The organism is Faecalicatena fissicatena, from assembly GCF_016900595.1.
GTDB classification, from domain to species: domain Bacteria; phylum Bacillota; class Clostridia; order Lachnospirales; family Lachnospiraceae; genus Claveliimonas; species Claveliimonas intestinigallinarum.
Genome location: NZ_JACLYY010000002.1, coordinates 107363 through 124644, shown reverse-complemented (window position 1 = coordinate 124644; position 17282 = coordinate 107363). Strand labels below are relative to the sequence as shown.

At 48.8% G+C, this 17282-nt stretch carries 22 protein-coding genes; 19 read left to right on the top strand and 3 right to left on the bottom strand.

The features are described from left to right. Window positions 1–101 precede the first annotated feature (101 nt). The 7 genes from prdC (at window position 102) to H7U36_RS02625 (ending at window position 7168) form a co-directional block, all read left to right on the top strand. Entirely contained in the window at window positions 102–1493 is a 1392-nt protein-coding gene (gene prdC / locus H7U36_RS02655) for a proline reductase-associated electron transfer protein PrdC (RefSeq protein WP_205155667.1), read from the top strand. 228 nt (window positions 1494–1721) lie between these two features. Beyond that, on the top strand, window positions 1722–3572 hold the full coding sequence (gene prdA, locus H7U36_RS02650) for a D-proline reductase (dithiol) proprotein PrdA (RefSeq protein WP_205155666.1): 1851 nt from the start codon (window positions 1722–1724) through the stop codon (window positions 3570–3572). Between the two features lie 14 nt (window positions 3573–3586). Continuing rightward, complete coding sequence (locus H7U36_RS02645; protein WP_205155665.1) at window positions 3587–3874, top strand: CBO2463/CBO2479 domain-containing protein; 288 nt, start codon at window positions 3587–3589, stop codon at window positions 3872–3874. Between the two features lie 12 nt (window positions 3875–3886). Next, window positions 3887–4612, top strand: coding sequence for a D-proline reductase (dithiol) protein PrdB (prdB, locus tag H7U36_RS02640; RefSeq protein ID WP_205155664.1), 726 nt, complete (start codon window positions 3887–3889; stop codon window positions 4610–4612). 122 nt (window positions 4613–4734) lie between these two features. Then, window positions 4735–5505 carry a proline reductase cluster protein PrdD gene (gene prdD / locus H7U36_RS02635; RefSeq protein ID WP_205155663.1) on the top strand — a complete coding sequence of 257 codons (771 nt, stop codon included), beginning with the start codon at window positions 4735–4737 and terminating at the stop codon, window positions 5503–5505. Between the two features lie 13 nt (window positions 5506–5518). Next, on the top strand, window positions 5519–5995 hold the full coding sequence (locus H7U36_RS02630) for a glycine/sarcosine/betaine reductase component B subunit (RefSeq protein ID WP_138302823.1): 477 nt from the start codon (window positions 5519–5521) through the stop codon (window positions 5993–5995). 537 nt (window positions 5996–6532) lie between these two features. Continuing rightward, window positions 6533–7168, top strand: coding sequence for a YcxB family protein (locus tag H7U36_RS02625; protein ID WP_243426680.1), 636 nt, complete (start codon window positions 6533–6535; stop codon window positions 7166–7168). An 87-nt stretch (window positions 7169–7255) separates the two neighbouring features. Here the strand turns inward: H7U36_RS02625 and H7U36_RS02620 are convergent, their stop codons facing one another. The 3 genes from H7U36_RS02620 to H7U36_RS02610 all read right to left on the bottom strand — a co-directional run bounded on the left by H7U36_RS02620 (window position 7256) and on the right by H7U36_RS02610 (window position 10847). Then, window positions 7256–8182: a permease gene (locus H7U36_RS02620; RefSeq protein ID WP_243425689.1), complete on the bottom strand. Its 927-nt coding sequence runs from the start codon at window positions 8180–8182 to the stop codon at window positions 7256–7258. Between the two features lie 199 nt (window positions 8183–8381). Next, window positions 8382–9755, bottom strand: coding sequence for a sodium-dependent transporter (locus tag H7U36_RS02615; RefSeq protein WP_205147719.1), 1374 nt, complete (start codon window positions 9753–9755; stop codon window positions 8382–8384). Window positions 9756–9974: 219 nt separating this feature from the next. Further along, window positions 9975–10847: a LysR family transcriptional regulator gene (locus H7U36_RS02610; protein WP_205147720.1), complete on the bottom strand. Its 873-nt coding sequence runs from the start codon at window positions 10845–10847 to the stop codon at window positions 9975–9977. Window positions 10848–11255: 408 nt separating this feature from the next. Between H7U36_RS02610 and rpsJ the strand changes: the two genes are divergently transcribed. The 12 genes from rpsJ (at window position 11256) to rplN (ending at window position 17268) form a co-directional block, all read left to right on the top strand. Next, on the top strand, window positions 11256–11573 hold the full coding sequence (gene rpsJ, locus H7U36_RS02605; RefSeq protein WP_076780546.1) for a 30S ribosomal protein S10: 318 nt from the start codon (window positions 11256–11258) through the stop codon (window positions 11571–11573). 89 nt (window positions 11574–11662) lie between these two features. Next, window positions 11663–12346, top strand: coding sequence for a 50S ribosomal protein L3 (gene rplC, locus H7U36_RS02600; protein WP_205155661.1), 684 nt, complete (start codon window positions 11663–11665; stop codon window positions 12344–12346). A 28-nt stretch (window positions 12347–12374) separates the two neighbouring features. Further along, the gene (rplD, locus tag H7U36_RS02595; RefSeq protein WP_138302828.1) at window positions 12375–12995 is read left to right on the top strand and encodes a 50S ribosomal protein L4; all 621 of its coding nucleotides are present in this window, start codon (window positions 12375–12377) and stop codon (window positions 12993–12995) included. After that, window positions 12995–13300, top strand: coding sequence for a 50S ribosomal protein L23 (rplW, locus tag H7U36_RS02590; protein WP_138302829.1), 306 nt, complete (start codon window positions 12995–12997; stop codon window positions 13298–13300). The genes rplD and rplW overlap by 1 nt, the downstream gene beginning before the upstream one ends. Window positions 13301–13686: 386 nt before the next feature. Next, window positions 13687–14529, top strand: coding sequence for a 50S ribosomal protein L2 (gene rplB / locus H7U36_RS02585; protein WP_138302830.1), 843 nt, complete (start codon window positions 13687–13689; stop codon window positions 14527–14529). A gap of 25 nt (window positions 14530–14554) precedes the next feature. Next, a complete protein-coding gene (gene rpsS / locus H7U36_RS02580; protein WP_076780555.1) occupies window positions 14555–14836 on the top strand; it encodes a 30S ribosomal protein S19 in 282 nt (93 codons plus the stop codon). A gap of 30 nt (window positions 14837–14866) precedes the next feature. Further along, a complete protein-coding gene (gene rplV / locus H7U36_RS02575) occupies window positions 14867–15253 on the top strand; it encodes a 50S ribosomal protein L22 (protein WP_076780556.1) in 387 nt (128 codons plus the stop codon). Window positions 15254–15263: 10 nt separating this feature from the next. Next, on the top strand, window positions 15264–15920 hold the full coding sequence (gene rpsC, locus H7U36_RS02570; RefSeq protein WP_138302831.1) for a 30S ribosomal protein S3: 657 nt from the start codon (window positions 15264–15266) through the stop codon (window positions 15918–15920). Next, window positions 15920–16357 (top strand): 50S ribosomal protein L16, encoded by a 438-nt coding sequence (gene rplP, locus H7U36_RS02565; RefSeq protein WP_033124779.1) that lies wholly within the window; start codon window positions 15920–15922, stop codon window positions 16355–16357. Before rpsC ends, rplP begins: the two co-directional genes overlap by 1 nt. Continuing rightward, window positions 16347–16553: a 50S ribosomal protein L29 gene (rpmC, locus tag H7U36_RS02560; protein ID WP_138302832.1), complete on the top strand. Its 207-nt coding sequence runs from the start codon at window positions 16347–16349 to the stop codon at window positions 16551–16553. Before rplP ends, rpmC begins: the two co-directional genes overlap by 11 nt. Window positions 16554–16625: 72 nt before the next feature. After that, window positions 16626–16880, top strand: a complete 255-nt coding sequence (gene rpsQ, locus H7U36_RS02555) for a 30S ribosomal protein S17 (RefSeq protein WP_033124781.1) — start codon at window positions 16626–16628, stop codon at window positions 16878–16880. Window positions 16881–16899: 19 nt separating this feature from the next. Then, the gene (gene rplN / locus H7U36_RS02550) at window positions 16900–17268 is read left to right on the top strand and encodes a 50S ribosomal protein L14 (protein WP_033124782.1); all 369 of its coding nucleotides are present in this window, start codon (window positions 16900–16902) and stop codon (window positions 17266–17268) included. Window positions 17269–17282: the final 14 nt, after the last annotated feature.

Here is a 17282-nt window from a genome sequence, read left to right as displayed (position 1 = left end):
TTTTATAAGATCGAGAGACTGTCCGATGCGATAAGTAAATGGAAACGGCAGGACCGTATCTGTTTTTGCTTAATAAAAAAGAAGAAAAGGAGAAAAGTGTCATGGGAAATGTACAGATCTTACTTCGTCAGCATGTCGGCGCGCCGTGCGCGGCTATCGTGAAAGCCGGTGACAAAGTAGAGAAGGGCACGCTGATCGCCACACCGACTGGACTTGGGGCTAACATTTTTTCCAGTGTATACGGCGTGGTGGAGGATGTGACAGACGATCGCATCATCATCAAACCAGACGAGGAGCAGAAAGATGAATTCGTTCCTATTAAGGAAGGAACAAAGCTCGAGATGGTAAAGGAGGCCGGTATTGTCGGAATGGGCGGAGCTGGTTTCCCCACAGGCGTAAAGCTGAACATCAACCTCGCTGAGACTCCCATGGGAGAGATGGATCCGGAGATCAACCCGGAGTTGCCGGCGGACTTCAAGCTGGAGCACAGCTATATCCTGATCAACGCGGCTGAGTGCGAGCCGGGCCTGGAGCACAACATCCAGCAGCTTGAGACGCAGACGGATAAAGTGATCCGCGGCGTGAAATACTGCATGGAGATCACCAATGCGGACAAGGCTATCTTCGCTATCAAGAAGAAACATCACAAGGCAATCAAGATCCTGGATGCGGCCCTGAAGAATGAACCTGATATCTCCATGCACTTCCTGGCAGACATCTATCCGATGGGCGAGGAGCGTGCGGTGGTAAGAGAGTGCCTGGGCGTGAACCTCACGACGACCCAGCTCCCGTCAGCGGCCAGATCCGTTGTCGTGAACCTGGAGACAGTGGCAAAGGTGGCGGAGGCCATCGACGAGAGAAAGCCCTGCATCACGAAGAACGTGACTGTCCGCGGCAAGCTCGTGGGCGGCAACGAGGCCCACGTATTTATGGATGTGCCGGTAGGCGTCAGCGTAGGCGAGCTCATTGAGAAGGCCGGCGGCATCGACGGCGAGTACGGCGAGATCATCATGGGCGGAGCTTTCACAGGAAAATCCACAGAGATGGACGCGCCGATCACAAAGACCACAGGTGCTATCCTGGTAACCGTAGAGTTCCCGGATCTGCACGGCGCAAAGACAGGACTTCTCGTCTGTGCCTGCGGCGGCAGCGAGGAGCGCATGCGCGAGATCGCTTCTAAGATGAACGCCAACGTCGTGTCTGTCTGCAGATGTAAGCAGGCTATCGAGAACAAGCCGGGCGCACCGCTCAAGTGCTTACGCCCGGGCAACTGTCCCGGACAGGTTAAGAACAACCTGCAGTTCAAGAAGGACGGCTGCGAGTACATCATCATCGGCAACTGCTCTGACTGCTCCAACACAGTTATGGCATCCGCGCCGAAGATGGGCCTGAAGGTATTCCACCAGACAGACCATGTGATGAGGACCATCGGACATCCTCTTTACAGGACGCTGAGGATCTCAAAAGAGGTCAGCCAGGATATTGATTTCTAACTGTACCTTTTGAACAGGGGCCTGCGCCCCGGAATTTACGGTATTTCTGTCGCGGATAAAGCCTGTGGGAGACACCCCGATACTTCCGCAGGAGAGTGAAAAGTGAGAGGTATTTTCTCTTTGTCGGCGGCTGCAAATATACACCCTGCCCGTGCGCAGCGCGGGCAAAAAAATCCTGGGGGTATCCGCTGAGATACCCTTGCAACAAAAAACAAGGAGGGAAAAAATATGTCAATCACAGCTGAAACAGCTAAAGCACATGCACATGATCCTGCAGTACTTTGTTGTAGAGCCGAAGGCGGCATTACAATCGAGCCAGCTAATCTGGAAGATCCCGCAATCTTTGACGATCTTGTAGATTCAGGGTTACTGAACCTGGATGGATGCCTTACCATCGAGGAAGTATTAGGTGCAAAACTGAAAGAGACCTGCGACTCTCTTTGCCCGCTCACAGCAGACAAGGTAGAGGGTGCAAAGGCTCCGACTACAGAGGCGGCAGAGGAGGCTCCGGCAGAGGAGGAAGCTCCGGCGGCAGCTCCAGTTGCGGCAGCACCGGTTGCAGCAGCAGGCGGAGTTATGAAGATCCACATCGGAGAGGGCAAGGACATTGACCTTGAGATCCCGGTTGGAGCTCTTGGAAACGGCGGCGCAGCAGTTGCAGCAGTTCCGGCAGGAGCAGCAGTAGCAGGCGCACCGGCAGCCGCAGAAGAGGCTGAGGAGAAGGTAGTGAGAACTCTTACGAGAAAGCACTACAAGATCACAGAGGTGAAGAGAGGACCTGAGACAAAGATCGAGGGAACAACTCTTTACATCCGTGAGGGAATTGAAGCTGACGTGATCGCTGATCAGGAGCTCGTAAAAGATTTCCATCTGGAGATCATCACTCCCGACCAGTACCACACATATTCCGAGACGATCATGGACGTTCAGCCCATCGCTACAAAAGAGGGCGATGCTGACCTCGGTACAGGTGTGACAAGAGTCATCGACGGCGCTGTTATGATGCTGACAGGTACAGATGAGGGCGGTGTTCAGATCGGTGAGTTCGGTTCTTCCGAGGGATATCTTGACGAGAACATCATGTGGGGACGCCCGGGATGCCCGGACAAAGGCGAGATCTTTATCAAAGGTAACGTTGTGATCCAGGCACACACAAACATGGAGCGCCGCGGACCTATCGCTGCTCACACAGCATTTGATATCATCACACAGGAGATTCGTGTGGCTATGAAAGAGCTGGACGACAGCCTCGTAGTAGACACAGAGGAGCTGAAACAGGTTCGCCGTCCCGGCAAGAAGAAAGTCGTTATCGTAAAAGAGATCATGGGACAGGGTGCTATGCACGACAACTTCATCCTTCCTGTAGAGCCTGTTGGAGTTCTTGGCGCAAGACCGAACGTAGACCTTGGAAACGTTCCGATCTGCGTATCTCCGCTTGAGGTTCTTGACGGATGTATCCATGCTCTGACATGTATCGGACCTGCATCCAAAGAGATGTCCAGACATTACTGGAGAGAGCCTCTTGTACTTGAGGTTCTTCATGATCCGGAAGTTGACCTCTGCGGCGTGGTATTCGTAGGAAGCCCGCAGATCAACGCTGAGAAGTTCTACGTATCCAAGCGTGTAGGCCAGACAGTTGAGATGATGGATGCTGACGGAGCTTTCGTTACAACAGAAGGCTTTGGTAACAACCATATCGACTTCGCAAGCCATATCGAGCAGATCGGTATGAGAGGCATCCCGGTAGTTGGAATGTCCTACTGCGCAGTACAGGGCGCACTCGTTGTTGGTAACGAGCACATGACATACATGGTTGACAACAACAAGTCCGAGTCCGGTATCGAGAACGAGGTTCTCGGATGCAACACTCTGTGTGAGGAGGATGCGATCCGCGCACTGGCTATGCTGAAGACAGCTATGGCAGGCGAGGAAGTGAAAGCCGCTGAGAGAAAGTGGAATCCGAACGTTAAGTCTACAAACGTTGAGCTGATCGAGGAGGCTTACGGCGAGAAGATTGATCTCGTTGAGAACGAGCAGTCCCTGCCGATGAGCCAGAAGCGTAAGGAAAAATACGACTAATCTGAGGCGGTTAGATGAACAACGAACGTTTGCACTATGGCGACAGGATCATTTACATGGAGGGTGTCGTGGTTGATGTTGACGACTGCAGCATCAGCGTGGACCTGAAAGGACGTCTTGGATTTTTCAAGGCCCCGAAGAGGATGTTCATCTGCGACACTGAGCCGAAAGTCGGGCAGGAGGTTGGATGGAACATGAGTTTTCCGGAACAGCTCGGTCCCGAGGTAAATGAGAAATATGTCAGCAATATAGAAAAAGAACGGCGCAATCAGGAAAAGATGCGCAGGCAAATGGAAAATTAAGGAGGTTTCAAAATGAGTTTAACGGTTGTTAAAGGTTTACAATCTGAAATTTTCGTTCCTATTACTCCTCCTCCGGTATGGGCACCTGTTACAAAAGAGCTGAAAGACATGTCTATCGCTCTTGCTACAGCAGCTGGTGTTCACAAAAAATCACAGGAGAGATTTAATCTTGCCGGTGACTGGACATGGAGAAAGATTGAGAACACAACACCATCCAGTGAATTGATGGTATCACACGGTGGATATGACAACAGTGATGTTAACAAGGACATCAACTGTATGTTCCCCATCGACAGAATTCATGAGCTTGCGAAAGAAGGATTTATCAGAGCATGCGCTCCTGTACATGCAGGCTTCATGGGCGGCGGCGGAAACCAGGAGAAGTTCAAACACGAGACTGGTCCGGCTATCGCAAAGATGTTCACAGAAGAGGATGTAGACGCAGTAATCCTCACCGCTGGCTGAGGAACCTGCCACCGCTCTGCAGTATTGGTGCAGAGAGCGATTGAAGAGGCTGGAATTCCTACAATCATTATTGCAGCTCTTCCTCCGGTTGTACGTCAGACCGGTACTCCTCGTGCAGTAGCTCCGTTAGTACCTATGGGCGCTAACGCTGGTGCTCCGAACAACGTAGAACAGCAGACACAGATCGTAAAGGCAACTCTCGAGCAGTTAGAGAAGATCACTACACCTGGAACGATTGTGCCGCTGCCATACGAATATGCTGCTAAGGTTTAATGTCTGACAGATATTAAATAAAGCATAAATAGGAGAAATGAAAAGGGCGGATGTAGATTTACATCTGCCCTTTTTGCAAAAAAAGAAAGATAAAAAAATAACAAATCAATGGAGGTGGAAAAATGGCAGACCAGGTAAAAGATCTGCGGCGTCTTGTGATCAAGGCATTTCACATGACAGATGTGGAGTGGGGCGACCACAACGATGTGACAGTGGACGGACATATGACAGTCAGCAAAGAGATGCTGGACAGTCTCCTGGAGGAGGAGAAGGATTACCTTGAGAAGATCGACATCCAGATCATAGGGCCGGGCGACCATGACCGCTGGACCAACACGATCATGGACATCATCCCGATCTCCACAAAGGTGCTTGGAAAGATCGGGGAGGGTATCACCCACACTCTCACAGGCGTGTATGTGATCCTGACAGGCGTGGACACAGTTGGAAAGCAGTGCCACGAGTTCGGCTCCTCTGAGGGGAACCTGAAGGATCAGCTCTATCTGAATCGGGCCGGAACACCGGGGGACGACGACTATATCATTTCCTTTGACGTTACGCTGAAGGAGGGGATGGGCCAGGAGCGCCCGGGCCCGACAGCGGCTCACAGAGCCTGTGACAGGTTCATCCAGACATACCGGGATAAGATGAAGAAATTTAAAGGTGAGAAGTGCACAGAGAGGCATGAGTATCACGATATTGTGAGACCTGGAAAGAAGAGAGTACTTATTGTGAAGCAGGTAGCCGGACAGGGAGCCATGTATGACACCCATCTGTTCGCGAAGGAGCCATCCGGCGTGGAGGGCGGTCGTTCCATCATCGATATGGGAAATATGCCGATCCTTGTCACGCCCAATGAGTACAGAGACGGAATCATCCGTTCTATGCAGTAGGAGGTGACTGGGAATGGGTATTGGACCTTCAACAAAAGAGACATCGCTTCACCACTTCAGAGACCCGCTCCTGGACGTTGTGTCCCAGGATACAGATGTGGATCTGATGGGAATTATTATAGTGGGAACACCGGACGACAATGTGGATAAGATGCTTGTGGGGACAAGGACAGCCGTGTGGGCAGAGGCTATGCGGGCGGACGGTGTGATTATTTCCTCGGATGGCTGGGGAAACAGTGACGTGGACTTTACAAACACATGTGAGCAGCTGGGGACAAGAGGCATCGCTGTGACGGGGCTGAATTTCAGCGGCACAGTGGCCCAGTTTGTGGTCACAAACAATTACCTGGACGGTATTATCGACATCAACAAGAGCGCGGACGGCACAGAGACCAATGTAGTTGGGGAAAACAATGTGGTGGAACTGGACTGCAAGAAAGCGCTGGCCCTTCTGAAGCTGAAGATGAGAAAGATGGAGCAGGAGAGATAGCCTGTACGGGATTTTTATAAAGAAAAAGCACGACATCTGCTCATGTCGTGCCCTTTCTTCTTGGTATGTCATTGAGAGGTTTTTCCTCGTTGCATTGCAGTTTGTATGTATATATACAAAGCTGGGGAAAAAGTATCTCCTTGACGGAGAAAAGTATATATAAATTGTAGTTCACTGGTGCAGGACCGCTCTTGGAGGAAGCGATCGGCATCAGATCAACTGCAAGTGCAACCCAAAAAAGTTGACTGTAATATCCTAATAAAAATGCAAAATGCTATATAATTTTGCATTTTTATTAAGTTGTTATCAATATAGCATTTGTAAATAGATACTGTCAATAGATGAGAAACTGAAAAATTAATTTTTGTAAAAATTAGATTATAAAACGAGAAAAATAGTTCGATATTTGTGCTTTTTTTCTTTTGTAGAAGCAAAGAGGAAGAGAAAACGGATGCCTGTAGGAAAATGGGGAGGAATATGGTATAATACGTATGTTGTATATTGAGTGAAAGGAATGGAGGATTTCAGAGAAGCGTGATGGAAAACAGAGAGCTGGAGAGCGGCCTTGACCGCAATAAGAACAAGTACATAGTGAATATTGTCCGTGACACGGCCATGATGAAGACCTATGTCAAATTTTACAACAGAGTGAAGCACCCGAGAGTGACTATGAATCTGCTGTTCGCCGGTGTTGTGCTGATCGCTCTGCCGATTGCCGCTGACGGGATCGCGCTGCCGGGGGTGATCATCTCCTATGTGATGGGAGCGCTGCTTGTGGCGATGGCTCTTTTCAGGCAGAACATTGCGGTATATCAGATGAAGGCTGATCCCAAGGTGAAGGAAAATGAGAAGCTGTCTTACCTCTTTGGCAACACAAAGATACGTGTTGAAAATGAGGGGAAGATTGAAACTATGGGAGGATATCAGGATGTATACCGTGTCTGGGAGGATGAAAGGACCTATTTTGTGGGGATGAATGAGGATGATCTGCTGATACTCCCCAAGGACGCTTTTGAGAAGGGGGAGGCAAAGGCTTTTCGCGATTATATTCTGGAAAGAACAGGTGCGGATTTTGTTTGGAAGCCCACGGGGCTTGTCAATATATGCAAGAACAAGTGGATGCAGCTCCAGATGAAAATGGCGTCCAGGCGAGAGGACGAAGAGAAAAAGTAAAAGGGTTTGTGCCATATGGCACAAACCCTTCTGTTATTCTGTATTCAGTTTTTTGACACCTGCTTAACTCTGCTAAAATACAGGGGGCTAAGCGGCGGAGCCTTTCTTGATAGCATCGTGCAGATACAGGAAAGCTGTGATGTAAACGATGATACAGATGACGATTGTCAGTACGCTAAGCGGCAGGCTGCTTACGAATTTGTAAGCTACGTAAACACCGATCGCACCGAAGATTGCCTGTGTCCAGCAAGCAACCATGTCGTATCTTCCCTGAGCGATGAACTTCGGGCCATTTCCGAATGCCATCAGGTATGCACAGGATCCCATCATGGCCGGGAAAGCACATCCTGCATCCATTCCAAGTGCCAGTACCATAGCCATACAAGGAGCATACAGACCAACACCAATACTCATAAGAGCGCCGAATACGAAGTTTCCAACAACTGCGATGACAAGTTTTACACCTCTCAGGCCGAGAGCTGTACCTGTTGTACCGAATGGTCCAATGTTCAGAGTCTTCATCAGGACAACGGAAGCCAGGATGAAAAGACCGATGAACAGAGCGTAACGAACTTTCTTTCTGTCGAATTTTGTTACGATGTCAGCCATTACGAATGAACCAACAACGGAAGCAACCAGCATCAGTACCAGTGTAAGGATATCCATGTCTACGAAACCGAAGAACAGGAAAGCCTCCACACATACGGGAACGGTATCGCCAACATTCAGTGTTCCGGGAACAAGAATATCATCAACAGATTTTGTCAGCTTAAAGGCTGCTGATGATGGTGCGAAGGATCCGATACCTAAAGTATCAAGGAAGTTCGCGACAAATCCTGTGATTGCGGTAGGAATTACATATTTCTTTCCTCTCTGCCACAGCTCTTCGCCAGTCATTCCGGTTCCAGGGTCTTTCTCCGGGTTAGCGCGGAGCTGTTTGTTCTTCCTGATCATGAGAACAACGTTCAGGATAATACCGATCACGCATAACCCCTTCATGATGTACATTGCCATAAAAACATCCCTCCAGATTATGTTATGAAATTGTATTCGAGTCTGCCTGAAAAACGCTACCCCCGATAATAGCAAAGACAAACTCAGTTATCATTGTCATTGTATCATCAAAAAATTAACAAGTCAACTAAAACTAAGCAATCTGTCCAAGCTGGATGAGAAAAAGCGGTCTCCGGTTGTTCAAAATAGCTGTGCCGGACTATTTCAAAAAACCAAACAGTGTCAGAAGAATGACGATCATGAAGAACGGTACAACCGCGACGGTCAGTATTTTGTCGTAGAGAGTGATATGGCCGAATTTGCCGTTGTTCGTGACTTCCTTTTCGTAGTTCTTAAATCCCCATACCTTGGCGATAAATACGCAAACGAGAATACAGCCGATGGGCATGAGAAGATAGGCTGTGAAGGTGTCGAGCCAGTCGTAGATGCCGAGGAAATTCAGGCCGTTTGCGTCCACCCAGGGAAGCTTCACGCCGCTCAGAAGGCCAAAGCCGAGGGAGGTGACAATATTTCCGATGCCAATGATGACGGCTGTCAGGATCGTCGCGTTCCTGCGCCCCATATGCTTGTTGTCCTCGAAGGTTCGGATAGATATCTCGAAGAAGCTGAACAGCGAGGAGAGCACAGCAAAGAGGATGGCCAGGAAGAAGCAGACACCGATGATCCGCCCGCCAGGCAGTTTTTCAAAGATGTCAGTCATGACGTTGAACACCAGGCTGGGCCCGGCTGACTGAATGTCAACGCCTCCTGAGAACGCGGAGGGGACAACGACAAATCCGGCCAGTATGGCGGCGGCTGTGTCGAAGACGGAGACCATGATAGCGTCGCTCTTCAGATTATTCTGCTTTGGAATGTTGGCACCCAGCGTCTCGTAGAGTCCCCAGCCGATACCTACGGAGAAGAGAACCTGAGTTGCTGCCTGGGCAAAGGTGGTGAAGCTGAATTTGCTGAAATCCGGGAGCAGGTAATATTTTACACCTGCGATGGCGTTGTCGTTTACAGCCAGCGCCCAGATACCGCAGATGATCAGCAGTACAAAGAGCAGGGGCATCATGACCTTGGCCAGCTTTTCTACAGTATTCGTGATGCCGAAATACAGCATGACGGACACGAAGACAAGAATGATCATGGCCCACACGATGGGCTCCACGGTGGAGGAGGTGAAATTGTCGTAGTAGGCCTGCTTGTCGGAGCCAAAATCTCCGCTTATCAGATACTGGAAAGCGTATTTGGCAACCCAGCCTCCCACAACGACGTAGTACATGTTGATCATCAGAGTGCAGACATTGGCCATCCAGCCTGCAAAGCCCCACTTTTTGTTGATGCGCTGGAAGGCGCTGACCGTATCCTTGCCTGTATAGCGGCCTATGGCAGTCTCCATCTGTACCATGGGATGACCGATCAGAGCTACTACGATGATGTAGACCACAAGGAATACACCACCGCCCCCCTGGTAGGCAAGATAGGGGAATCTCCAGATGTTTCCAAGGCCGATCGCAGCGCCGGCGGCAACCATGAGGTAGCCAAATCGGGAGCCCCATTGACGAGTTTCCTGGTTTGTCTGATTACTCATAAAGATACTTCCTTTCTTTCGGGAGTTGGCTGTTTCTGCCTTCTGTGCCTCCCTTGATCGAGGGAGAAAATAAAAAAACGGCACTCTCAGCATTTGCGAGAGCACCGTTACATCTCAATCCTCCCTTCTAGTATATGATGAAAAGAGGCGAGATGTCAATAAAAACATGAAAAAAGTTAATGCCAGCATTAGAATAACTAATGTTTTGCGCGCAAAAGATCAGTCATCCAGAAGAAAGCTTTTTGCGTATTCCAGAAAGATCCTGGAAGCAGGAGAGAGGTCATCGTAGGAAGAGTAGCCCAGCCCAAGCCGGCGGAAGGAGCGCGGCTCCAGCCTGCGTTTTACAAAGCTGCCGGTCTGCCCCCGCAGGAGGAGGCCGGGGAGGATGGTGATGCCCAGTCCGTGCTCCACCATGGAGAGGACAGAGAACTCGTTGATGGAGAGAAAGCGGATGTCAGGTCTGATGTGAAATTCCTTCAGGATCCTGTAGATGTCGCTGCCAGGCGCATATTCTGTCGTGACAAAGGGAGCGCCGCTGAATTTTTCCATGGGGACAGAGCTGCAGCCTTCGAGATGATGACCCTTGGGGAGAACAGCGAAAAGCTCATCGTCCATGACCGGCAGAAACTGAAAATGATGTCCCTCCTGGTGGCTGAGGAATCCAATGTCCACCCGGCGCTCCTGGATCCAGTCGGGGAGGTCGTCCTCCGCCCCCTCAATGACCTTGAAGACAATGTTCGGGTGGCTTTCCTGGAATTTCTGGATGATCTCCGGGATCCAGTGGATGGAGCAGCTTAAGTAGGTGCCGATGGTGATGGTGCCTGTGGGCGCCCCCTTCAGGGCAGAGATCTCCTGGCGTACCACCTCGTCCGCGCTGAGAAGAGCCCGGACAGCGGGGATCAGGGACTGGGCCTCGGGAGTCAGAGCGGCGCCTTTCTTTCCTTTTATAAAGAGAGAGAAGCCTACCTCCTTTTCCAGGGCTTTCATCATCTGTGTGACGCCGGACTGAGTGTAGCCCAGGGCCTCGCCCGCCCGGGTGAAGCTGCCGTAATCGTCGACGGCCAGCATAACTTTCCATCTTTTAATATCCATAGCTTGCTTTCCTTCTATATATAATGTAGTATTTTAAAGGTATCATGATAGTAAATGGTAGAGTATGAGCGCGAAAAAAACAAGTAAAATATTTATATAAGAGAATTTATTGAAAAAATGTAAAAAAATACTTGAAAACAAATGGCATTTCATTTATAATAAAACGGCTGTGACATGATAGCTGTGAAGCGTGAGGTTGCCGCCCGTGCAAAAGCATAAGCGAGGGCGGGTTTTCCGTGGAGCGAATGTCAAGTTAGGAAACTGGCGACAAGTCACTGTACGAAACTACTATAACAGCTGCTGAGATGCAGTAACAACGTGGGTGTTTCTCACGACACACACGGGAGAGTGTACAGTCACCGCTTGTCGTACTGAAAACAAAAGTACGAAAAGGAGGCGACTTTTTTTATGGCAAGTCAAGTAATGAGAATCACACTGAAAGCGTATGATCATCAGCTTGTTGATGCATCCGCGAAAAAGATCATCGAAACTGTAAAGAAGAATGGAGCAAAGGTGAGTGGACCCGTACCGCTTCCGACAAAGAAGGAAGTAGTTACAATCCTGCGTGCCGTACACAAGTACAAAGACTCCAGAGAGCAGTTCGAGCAGAGAACTCACAAAAGACTGATTGATATCATCACACCGACACAGAAGACAGTTGACGCTCTGTCAAGACTGGAGATGCCGGCTGGTGTTTATATTGATATCAAAATGAAGAGCAAATAAGCTCTACATCAAACACAAAAGCAGTATTCCTAAAATTTAGGATGAACACCCAAAAGGTGTTCCGCTGTAAATCACAGGAGGTATTTATAATGAAGAAAGCTATCTTAGCTACAAAAGTCGGAATGACACAGATCTTCAACGAAGACGGCGTGCTGACACCTGTAACAGTTCTTCAGGCTGGCCCTTGTGTAGTAACACAGGTTAAGACAGTAGAGAACGACGGTTACGATGCGGTACAGGTTGGATTTGTTGACAAGAAGGACAAGATCATCAACAAGGATAAAAGCGGCAAGAAAGAGATCGTTCACCGCCACGGCCTGACAAAGGCTGAGCAGGGACATTTCGCAAAGGCCGGTGTTTCTGGAAAGAGATACGTAAAGGAGTTCAGATTTGAGAACGCCAGCGAGTACGCTCCTGCACAGGAGATCAAGGCTGACATCTTTGAGGTTGGCGATAAGGTAGACGCCACAGCAATCTCCAAGGGTAAAGGCTTCCAGGGCGCAATCAAGAGACACGGACAGCACAGAGGACCCATGGCTCATGGTTCCAAGTTCCACCGTCACGCAGGTTCCAACGGAGCTGCATCTGATCCGAGCAAGGTGTTCAAGGGCAAGAAGATGCCTGGACAGATGGGTAACAAGAAGATCACCATTCAGAATCTTGAGGTTGTGCGCGTAGATGTTGAGAACAACCTGCTGCTCATCAAGGGTTCTGTACCGGGACCGAAGAAATCTCTGGTAACTATTAAAGAAACAGTGAAAGCTGCTAACTAGTTTTTGCGAGGAAGGAGGAACACTTAAGATGGCAAACGTATCTGTTTACAATATCGAAGGTAAAGAAGTTGGTACGATCGACTTAAACGATGCTGTATTCGGTGTGGAAGTAAACGACCACCTGGTACACATGGCAGTTGTGAGCCAGCTTGCAAATAATCGTCAGGGAACACAGAAAGCGAAGACTCGCTCAGAGGTTTCCGGCGGCGGAAGAAAACCGTGGAGGCAGAAAGGAACAGGTCACGCAAGACAGGGATCAACAAGAGCTCCCCAGTGGACAGGCGGCGGCGTGGTATTCGCACCGGTTCCGAGAGACTACTCTTTCAAGATGAACAGAAAAGAGAAGAGAGCTGCTCTCAAGTCTGCGCTTTCTGCTAAGGTTGCGGAGAACAAGTTCATCGTGATCGATGAGATCGCATTTGCAGACCACAAGACAAAGAACTTTGCAAACGTTCTGAAGAACCTGGATGTGAAGAAAGCATTAGTCGTATTAGAGGACGGCAATACAAACGCTGAGATTTCTGCAAAGAATATCGCTGATGTAAAGACCGCGAAGACAAATACAATTAATGTGTACGACATCTTAAAATACAACACAGTGATCACAACAAAGGCTGCTGTTGCTAGTATCGAGGAGGTGTACGCATAATGGCGGATATCAAATATTATGATGTAATCCTTAAACCGGTAGTAACCGAGAAGAGCATGGAGCTCATGGGCGAGAAGAAATACACATTCCTCGTTCACACAGATGCCACAAAGTCTCAGATCAAAGAGGCCGTTGAGAAGATGTTCGCAGGCGCAAAGGTTGCAAAGGTGAACACCATGAACAACGAGGGCAAGAGAAGAAGAGTGCGCGGAACGATGCAGTTCGGCAAGACAGCCAAGACAAAGAAAGCTGTTGTTCAGCTGACAGAGGAAAGCGCAGATATCGAGATTTTCGAGGGGTTATAAGACTTGCTGAAGGCGAGCGATAGCGAAGGCTGAAGCTTAGTCGGACCCCGTTCGCGAAACTTGGCGATGCATTGAGCACTTGGCGAGGTTCTTTCGAGCCTAGTGCGAAAGCAGATACTCCGAGCAAAGCGAGGATGTATCTACTATGTGAGCCTAGTTGAGCGAACCTGTAAATCCATTGCGGATAACCCCAATGGATCCACAGCGATAAGCAGCGCACCTCAGAACCTTCGGTTCTTCGGTCGCGTTGCACGCTCAGATAATCCCGCATAATCCTGCTCGTGCAAGCACGGCAGTCTTATTCGGAATTACCCTCACGCTGCTTATCGCGCATATACGGTGCAATTCCGTGACACAAACAATTAGTATTGAAAGGAGAAGCAATCATGGGAATTAAAACCTATAACCCATATACGCCTTCCAGAAGACAGATGACTGGATCAGATTTCTCTGAAATCACAAAGAAGACTCCAGAAAAATCTCTGCTTGCTTCCAAGAGCAGCCAGGCAGGACGTAATAACCAGGGAAAGATCACAGTAAGACACCGCGGAGGCGGAGTTAAGAGAAAATACAGGATCATCGATTTCAAGAGAAGAAAAGATGGTATCCAGGCTACAGTAATCGGTATTGAGTACGATCCGAACAGATCCGCGAACATCGCGCTGATCTGCTACGAGGATGGAGAGAAAGCATACATCCTGGCACCCCAGGGACTGACAGACGGCATGAAAGTCATGAACGGACCTGAGGCTGAGGTGAGAGTAGGAAACTGCCTGCCGCTTTCACGCATCCCGGTTGGTACACAGATCCACAACATCGAGCTTTATCCGGGCAAGGGCGGACAGCTTGTTCGTTCCGCTGGAAACAGCGCCCAGTTAATGGCTAAAGAAGGAAAATATGCAACCCTCAGACTTCCGTCTGGTGAAATGAGAATGGTTCCGATCGAGTGCCGCGCATCTATCGGTGTGGTAGGAAACGGCGATCACAACCTGATCAACATTGGTAAAGCGGGACGCAAACGCTACATGGGCTTCCGTCCGACAGTACGCGGTTCTGTTATGAACCCGAATGACCATCCGCACGGTGGTGGTGAAGGTAAGACAGGAATCGGCCGTCCGGGTCCGTGTACACCCTGGGGCAAACCGGCTCTTGGTCTTAAGACCCGCAAGAAGAATAAACATTCTAACAAGCTGATCGTAAGAAGACGTGACGGTAAAGGAATCAAATAAATAGTTTCACAAGGAGGTAGAACTAATGGCTCGTTCACTTAAAAAAGGACCATTCGCAGACGCAAGCCTGCTTAAAAAGATCGATGCAATGAACGCATCCGGAGAGAAGTCCGTTATCAAGACATGGTCTCGCCGTTCTACGATCTTCCCGAGCATGGTAGGACACACAATCGCCGTTCATGACGGAAGAAAACATGTGCCGGTATATGTAACGGAAGATATGGTTGGACACAAACTCGGTGAGTTCGTTGCAACCAGAACATACAGAGGACATGGAAAAGACGAAAAGAAATCAAGAGTGAGATAAATCAGGCTAATTTGAAAGGAGGGTTCATCCATGGCAAAAGGACATAGATCCCAGATCAAGAGAGAGAGAAATGCTAACAAGGACACAAGACCTTCAGCAAAGTTATCCTATGCTAGGGTTTCTGTTCAGAAAGCATGCTTCGTACTGGACGCCATCAGAGGTAAGGATGTAACAACAGCACTTGGAATTTTAACATACAATCCAAGATATGCTTCAAGTATTATAAAGAAACTGTTAGAGTCAGCAATCGCTAATGCTGAGAACAACAATGGTATGAATGCTGAGAACCTTTATATTGCAGAGGCTTATGCAAATAAGGGACCAACAATGAAGAGAATCAGACCTAGAGCACAGGGCAGAGCTTACAGGATCGAGAAGAGAATGAGCCACATCACACTTGTGCTTGATGAAAGATAAGGAGGGTATTATGGGACAGAAAGTTAATCCTCATGGTTTAAGAGTCGGCATTATCAAAGATTGGGACTCCAGATGGTACGCAGAGAAAGATTTCGCTGACAATCTTGTAGAGGACCATGAAATCAGAAAATTTCTGAAGAAGAGATTATACAGCGCAGGCATTTCCAGAATCGAGATCGAGAGAGCCTCTGACCGCGTGAAGATCATTGTCTACACAGCAAAACCGGGCGTAGTAATCGGTAAGGGCGGCTCCGAGATCGAGAAGGTAAAAGGCGAGCTTGCAAAATATACAGACAAGAAGCTGGTTGTAGATATCAAAGAAGTGAAGAGACCGGACAAGGATGCTCAGCTGGTAGCTGAGAACATCGCTCAGCAGCTGGAGAACCGTATCTCCTTCAGACGTGCGATGAAGTCCTGCATGTCCAGGACAATGAAGGCCGGCGCGCTCGGAGTTAAGACTTCCGTATCCGGACGTCTTGGCGGAGCTGATATGGCCCGTACAGAGTTCTACAGCGAGGGAACAATTCCTCTTCAGACACTGAGAGCAGACATTGACTACGGATTTGCCGAGGCGGACACAACTTACGGAAAAGTTGGCGTAAAGGTTTGGGTCTACAAAGGCGAGGTTCTTCCGGAAAAGGCAGCAAAGGAAGGGAGCGATAAATAATGTTAATGCCAAAAAGAGTAAAACGTCGTAAACAGTTCCGTGGCTCCATGAAAGGAAAAGCGCTTCGTGGAAACACGCTTTCATATGGTGAATATGGTATCGTTGCAACAGAGCCCTGCTGGATCAAATCAAACCAGATCGAGGCTGCCCGTATCGCTATGACACGTTACATCAAGCGTGGCGGTAAAGTATGGATCAAGATATTCCCAGATAAACCAGTAACTACGAAACCAGCTGAAACACGTATGGGTTCCGGTAAAGGTACCCTGGAGTACTGGGTAGCAGTTGTAAAGCCGGGACGCGTAATGTTCGAGATCGCAGGCGTACCTGAGGAAGTGGCAAGAGAAGCTCTTCGCCTTGCAACACACAAGTTACCCTGTAAATGTAAAGTCGTTTCTCGCGCAGACTTAGAAGGCGGTGATAACAGTGAAAATTAATGCATTTGTAGAAGATTTAAGGACAAAATCAGCTGCAGAGCTGAACGAAGAATTAGTAGCTGCTAAAAAGGAGCTTTTCAACTTACGGTTCCAGAACGCAACAAACCAGCTGGACAACACCAGCAGAATTAAAGAAGTAAGAAAGAACATCGCAAGAATCCAGACTGTCATTACAGAGCTGGCTAAGGCTGAGTAGGAAGAGCGGTCCGTTGGGCATTGCCCGGCCGGAGATGGCTTCCTCATATAAAGCAGAGAAAGGAGTAACACTGTGGAAAGAAATCTTAGGAAGACACGTGTTGGTAAGGTAGTCAGCAACAAGATGGACAAGACGATCGTGGTTGCTGTTGAAGACAATGTAAAACATCCACTTTACGGAAAGATCGTAAAGAGAACTTATAAACTGAAAGCCCACGATGAGGCAAACGAGTGCAGCATCGGCGATAAGGTAAGGGTTATGGAGACAAGGCCGCTGTCCAAGGATAAGAGATGGAGACTTGTCGAGATCATGGAAAAAGTGAAATAGTATAAGGAGGGAAACCTGCATGATACAGCAAGAAAGCAGACTGAAAGTAGCAGATAATACAGGCGCTAAAGAGTTACTCTGCATCCGTGTGCTTGGCGGTTCCACAAGAAGATATGCGAGCATCGGCGATGTGATCGTTGCTTCTGTTAAAGATGCAACACCAGGCGGCGTTGTAAAAAAAGGCGACGTAGTGAAGGCTGTAGTCGTACGTACTGTAAAAGGTACTCGCCGTAAAGACGGTTCCTATATCCGTTTCGACGAGAATGCTGCTGTAATTATCAAAGAAGACAAAAACCCAAGAGGAACCCGTATCTTCGGGCCCGTTGCAAGGGAGCTTCGTGACAAACAGTTTATGAAGATCGTTTCCCTGGCTCCGGAAGTACTTTAAGGAGGTGCGAGAAT

Coding starts and splice junctions, on each gene's coding strand:
- prdA (WP_205155666.1), top strand. CDS start 1,722: ATGTCAATCACAGCTGAAACAGCTAAAGCACATGCACATGATCCTGCA.
- prdC (WP_205155667.1), top strand. CDS start 102: ATGGGAAATGTACAGATCTTACTTCGTCAGCATGTCGGCGCGCCGTGC.
- H7U36_RS02625 (WP_243426680.1), top strand. CDS start 6,533: ATGGAAAACAGAGAGCTGGAGAGCGGCCTTGACCGCAATAAGAACAAG.
- H7U36_RS02645 (WP_205155665.1), top strand. CDS start 3,587: ATGAACAACGAACGTTTGCACTATGGCGACAGGATCATTTACATGGAG.
- H7U36_RS02630 (WP_138302823.1), top strand. CDS start 5,519: ATGGGTATTGGACCTTCAACAAAAGAGACATCGCTTCACCACTTCAGA.
- rpsS (WP_076780555.1), top strand. CDS start 14,555: ATGGCTCGTTCACTTAAAAAAGGACCATTCGCAGACGCAAGCCTGCTT.
- H7U36_RS02610 (WP_205147720.1), bottom strand. CDS start 10,847: ATGGATATTAAAAGATGGAAAGTTATGCTGGCCGTCGACGATTACGGC.
- prdD (WP_205155663.1), top strand. CDS start 4,735: ATGGCAGACCAGGTAAAAGATCTGCGGCGTCTTGTGATCAAGGCATTT.
- H7U36_RS02620 (WP_243425689.1), bottom strand. CDS start 8,182: ATGGCAATGTACATCATGAAGGGGTTATGCGTGATCGGTATTATCCTG.
- rplD (WP_138302828.1), top strand. CDS start 12,375: ATGGCAAACGTATCTGTTTACAATATCGAAGGTAAAGAAGTTGGTACG.
- rplN (WP_033124782.1), top strand. CDS start 16,900: ATGATACAGCAAGAAAGCAGACTGAAAGTAGCAGATAATACAGGCGCT.
- H7U36_RS02615 (WP_205147719.1), bottom strand. CDS start 9,755: ATGAGTAATCAGACAAACCAGGAAACTCGTCAATGGGGCTCCCGATTT.
- rpsJ (WP_076780546.1), top strand. CDS start 11,256: ATGGCAAGTCAAGTAATGAGAATCACACTGAAAGCGTATGATCATCAG.
- rplP (WP_033124779.1), top strand. CDS start 15,920: ATGTTAATGCCAAAAAGAGTAAAACGTCGTAAACAGTTCCGTGGCTCC.
- rpsC (WP_138302831.1), top strand. CDS start 15,264: ATGGGACAGAAAGTTAATCCTCATGGTTTAAGAGTCGGCATTATCAAA.
- rplV (WP_076780556.1), top strand. CDS start 14,867: ATGGCAAAAGGACATAGATCCCAGATCAAGAGAGAGAGAAATGCTAAC.
- rplW (WP_138302829.1), top strand. CDS start 12,995: ATGGCGGATATCAAATATTATGATGTAATCCTTAAACCGGTAGTAACC.
- rplB (WP_138302830.1), top strand. CDS start 13,687: ATGGGAATTAAAACCTATAACCCATATACGCCTTCCAGAAGACAGATG.
- rplC (WP_205155661.1), top strand. CDS start 11,663: ATGAAGAAAGCTATCTTAGCTACAAAAGTCGGAATGACACAGATCTTC.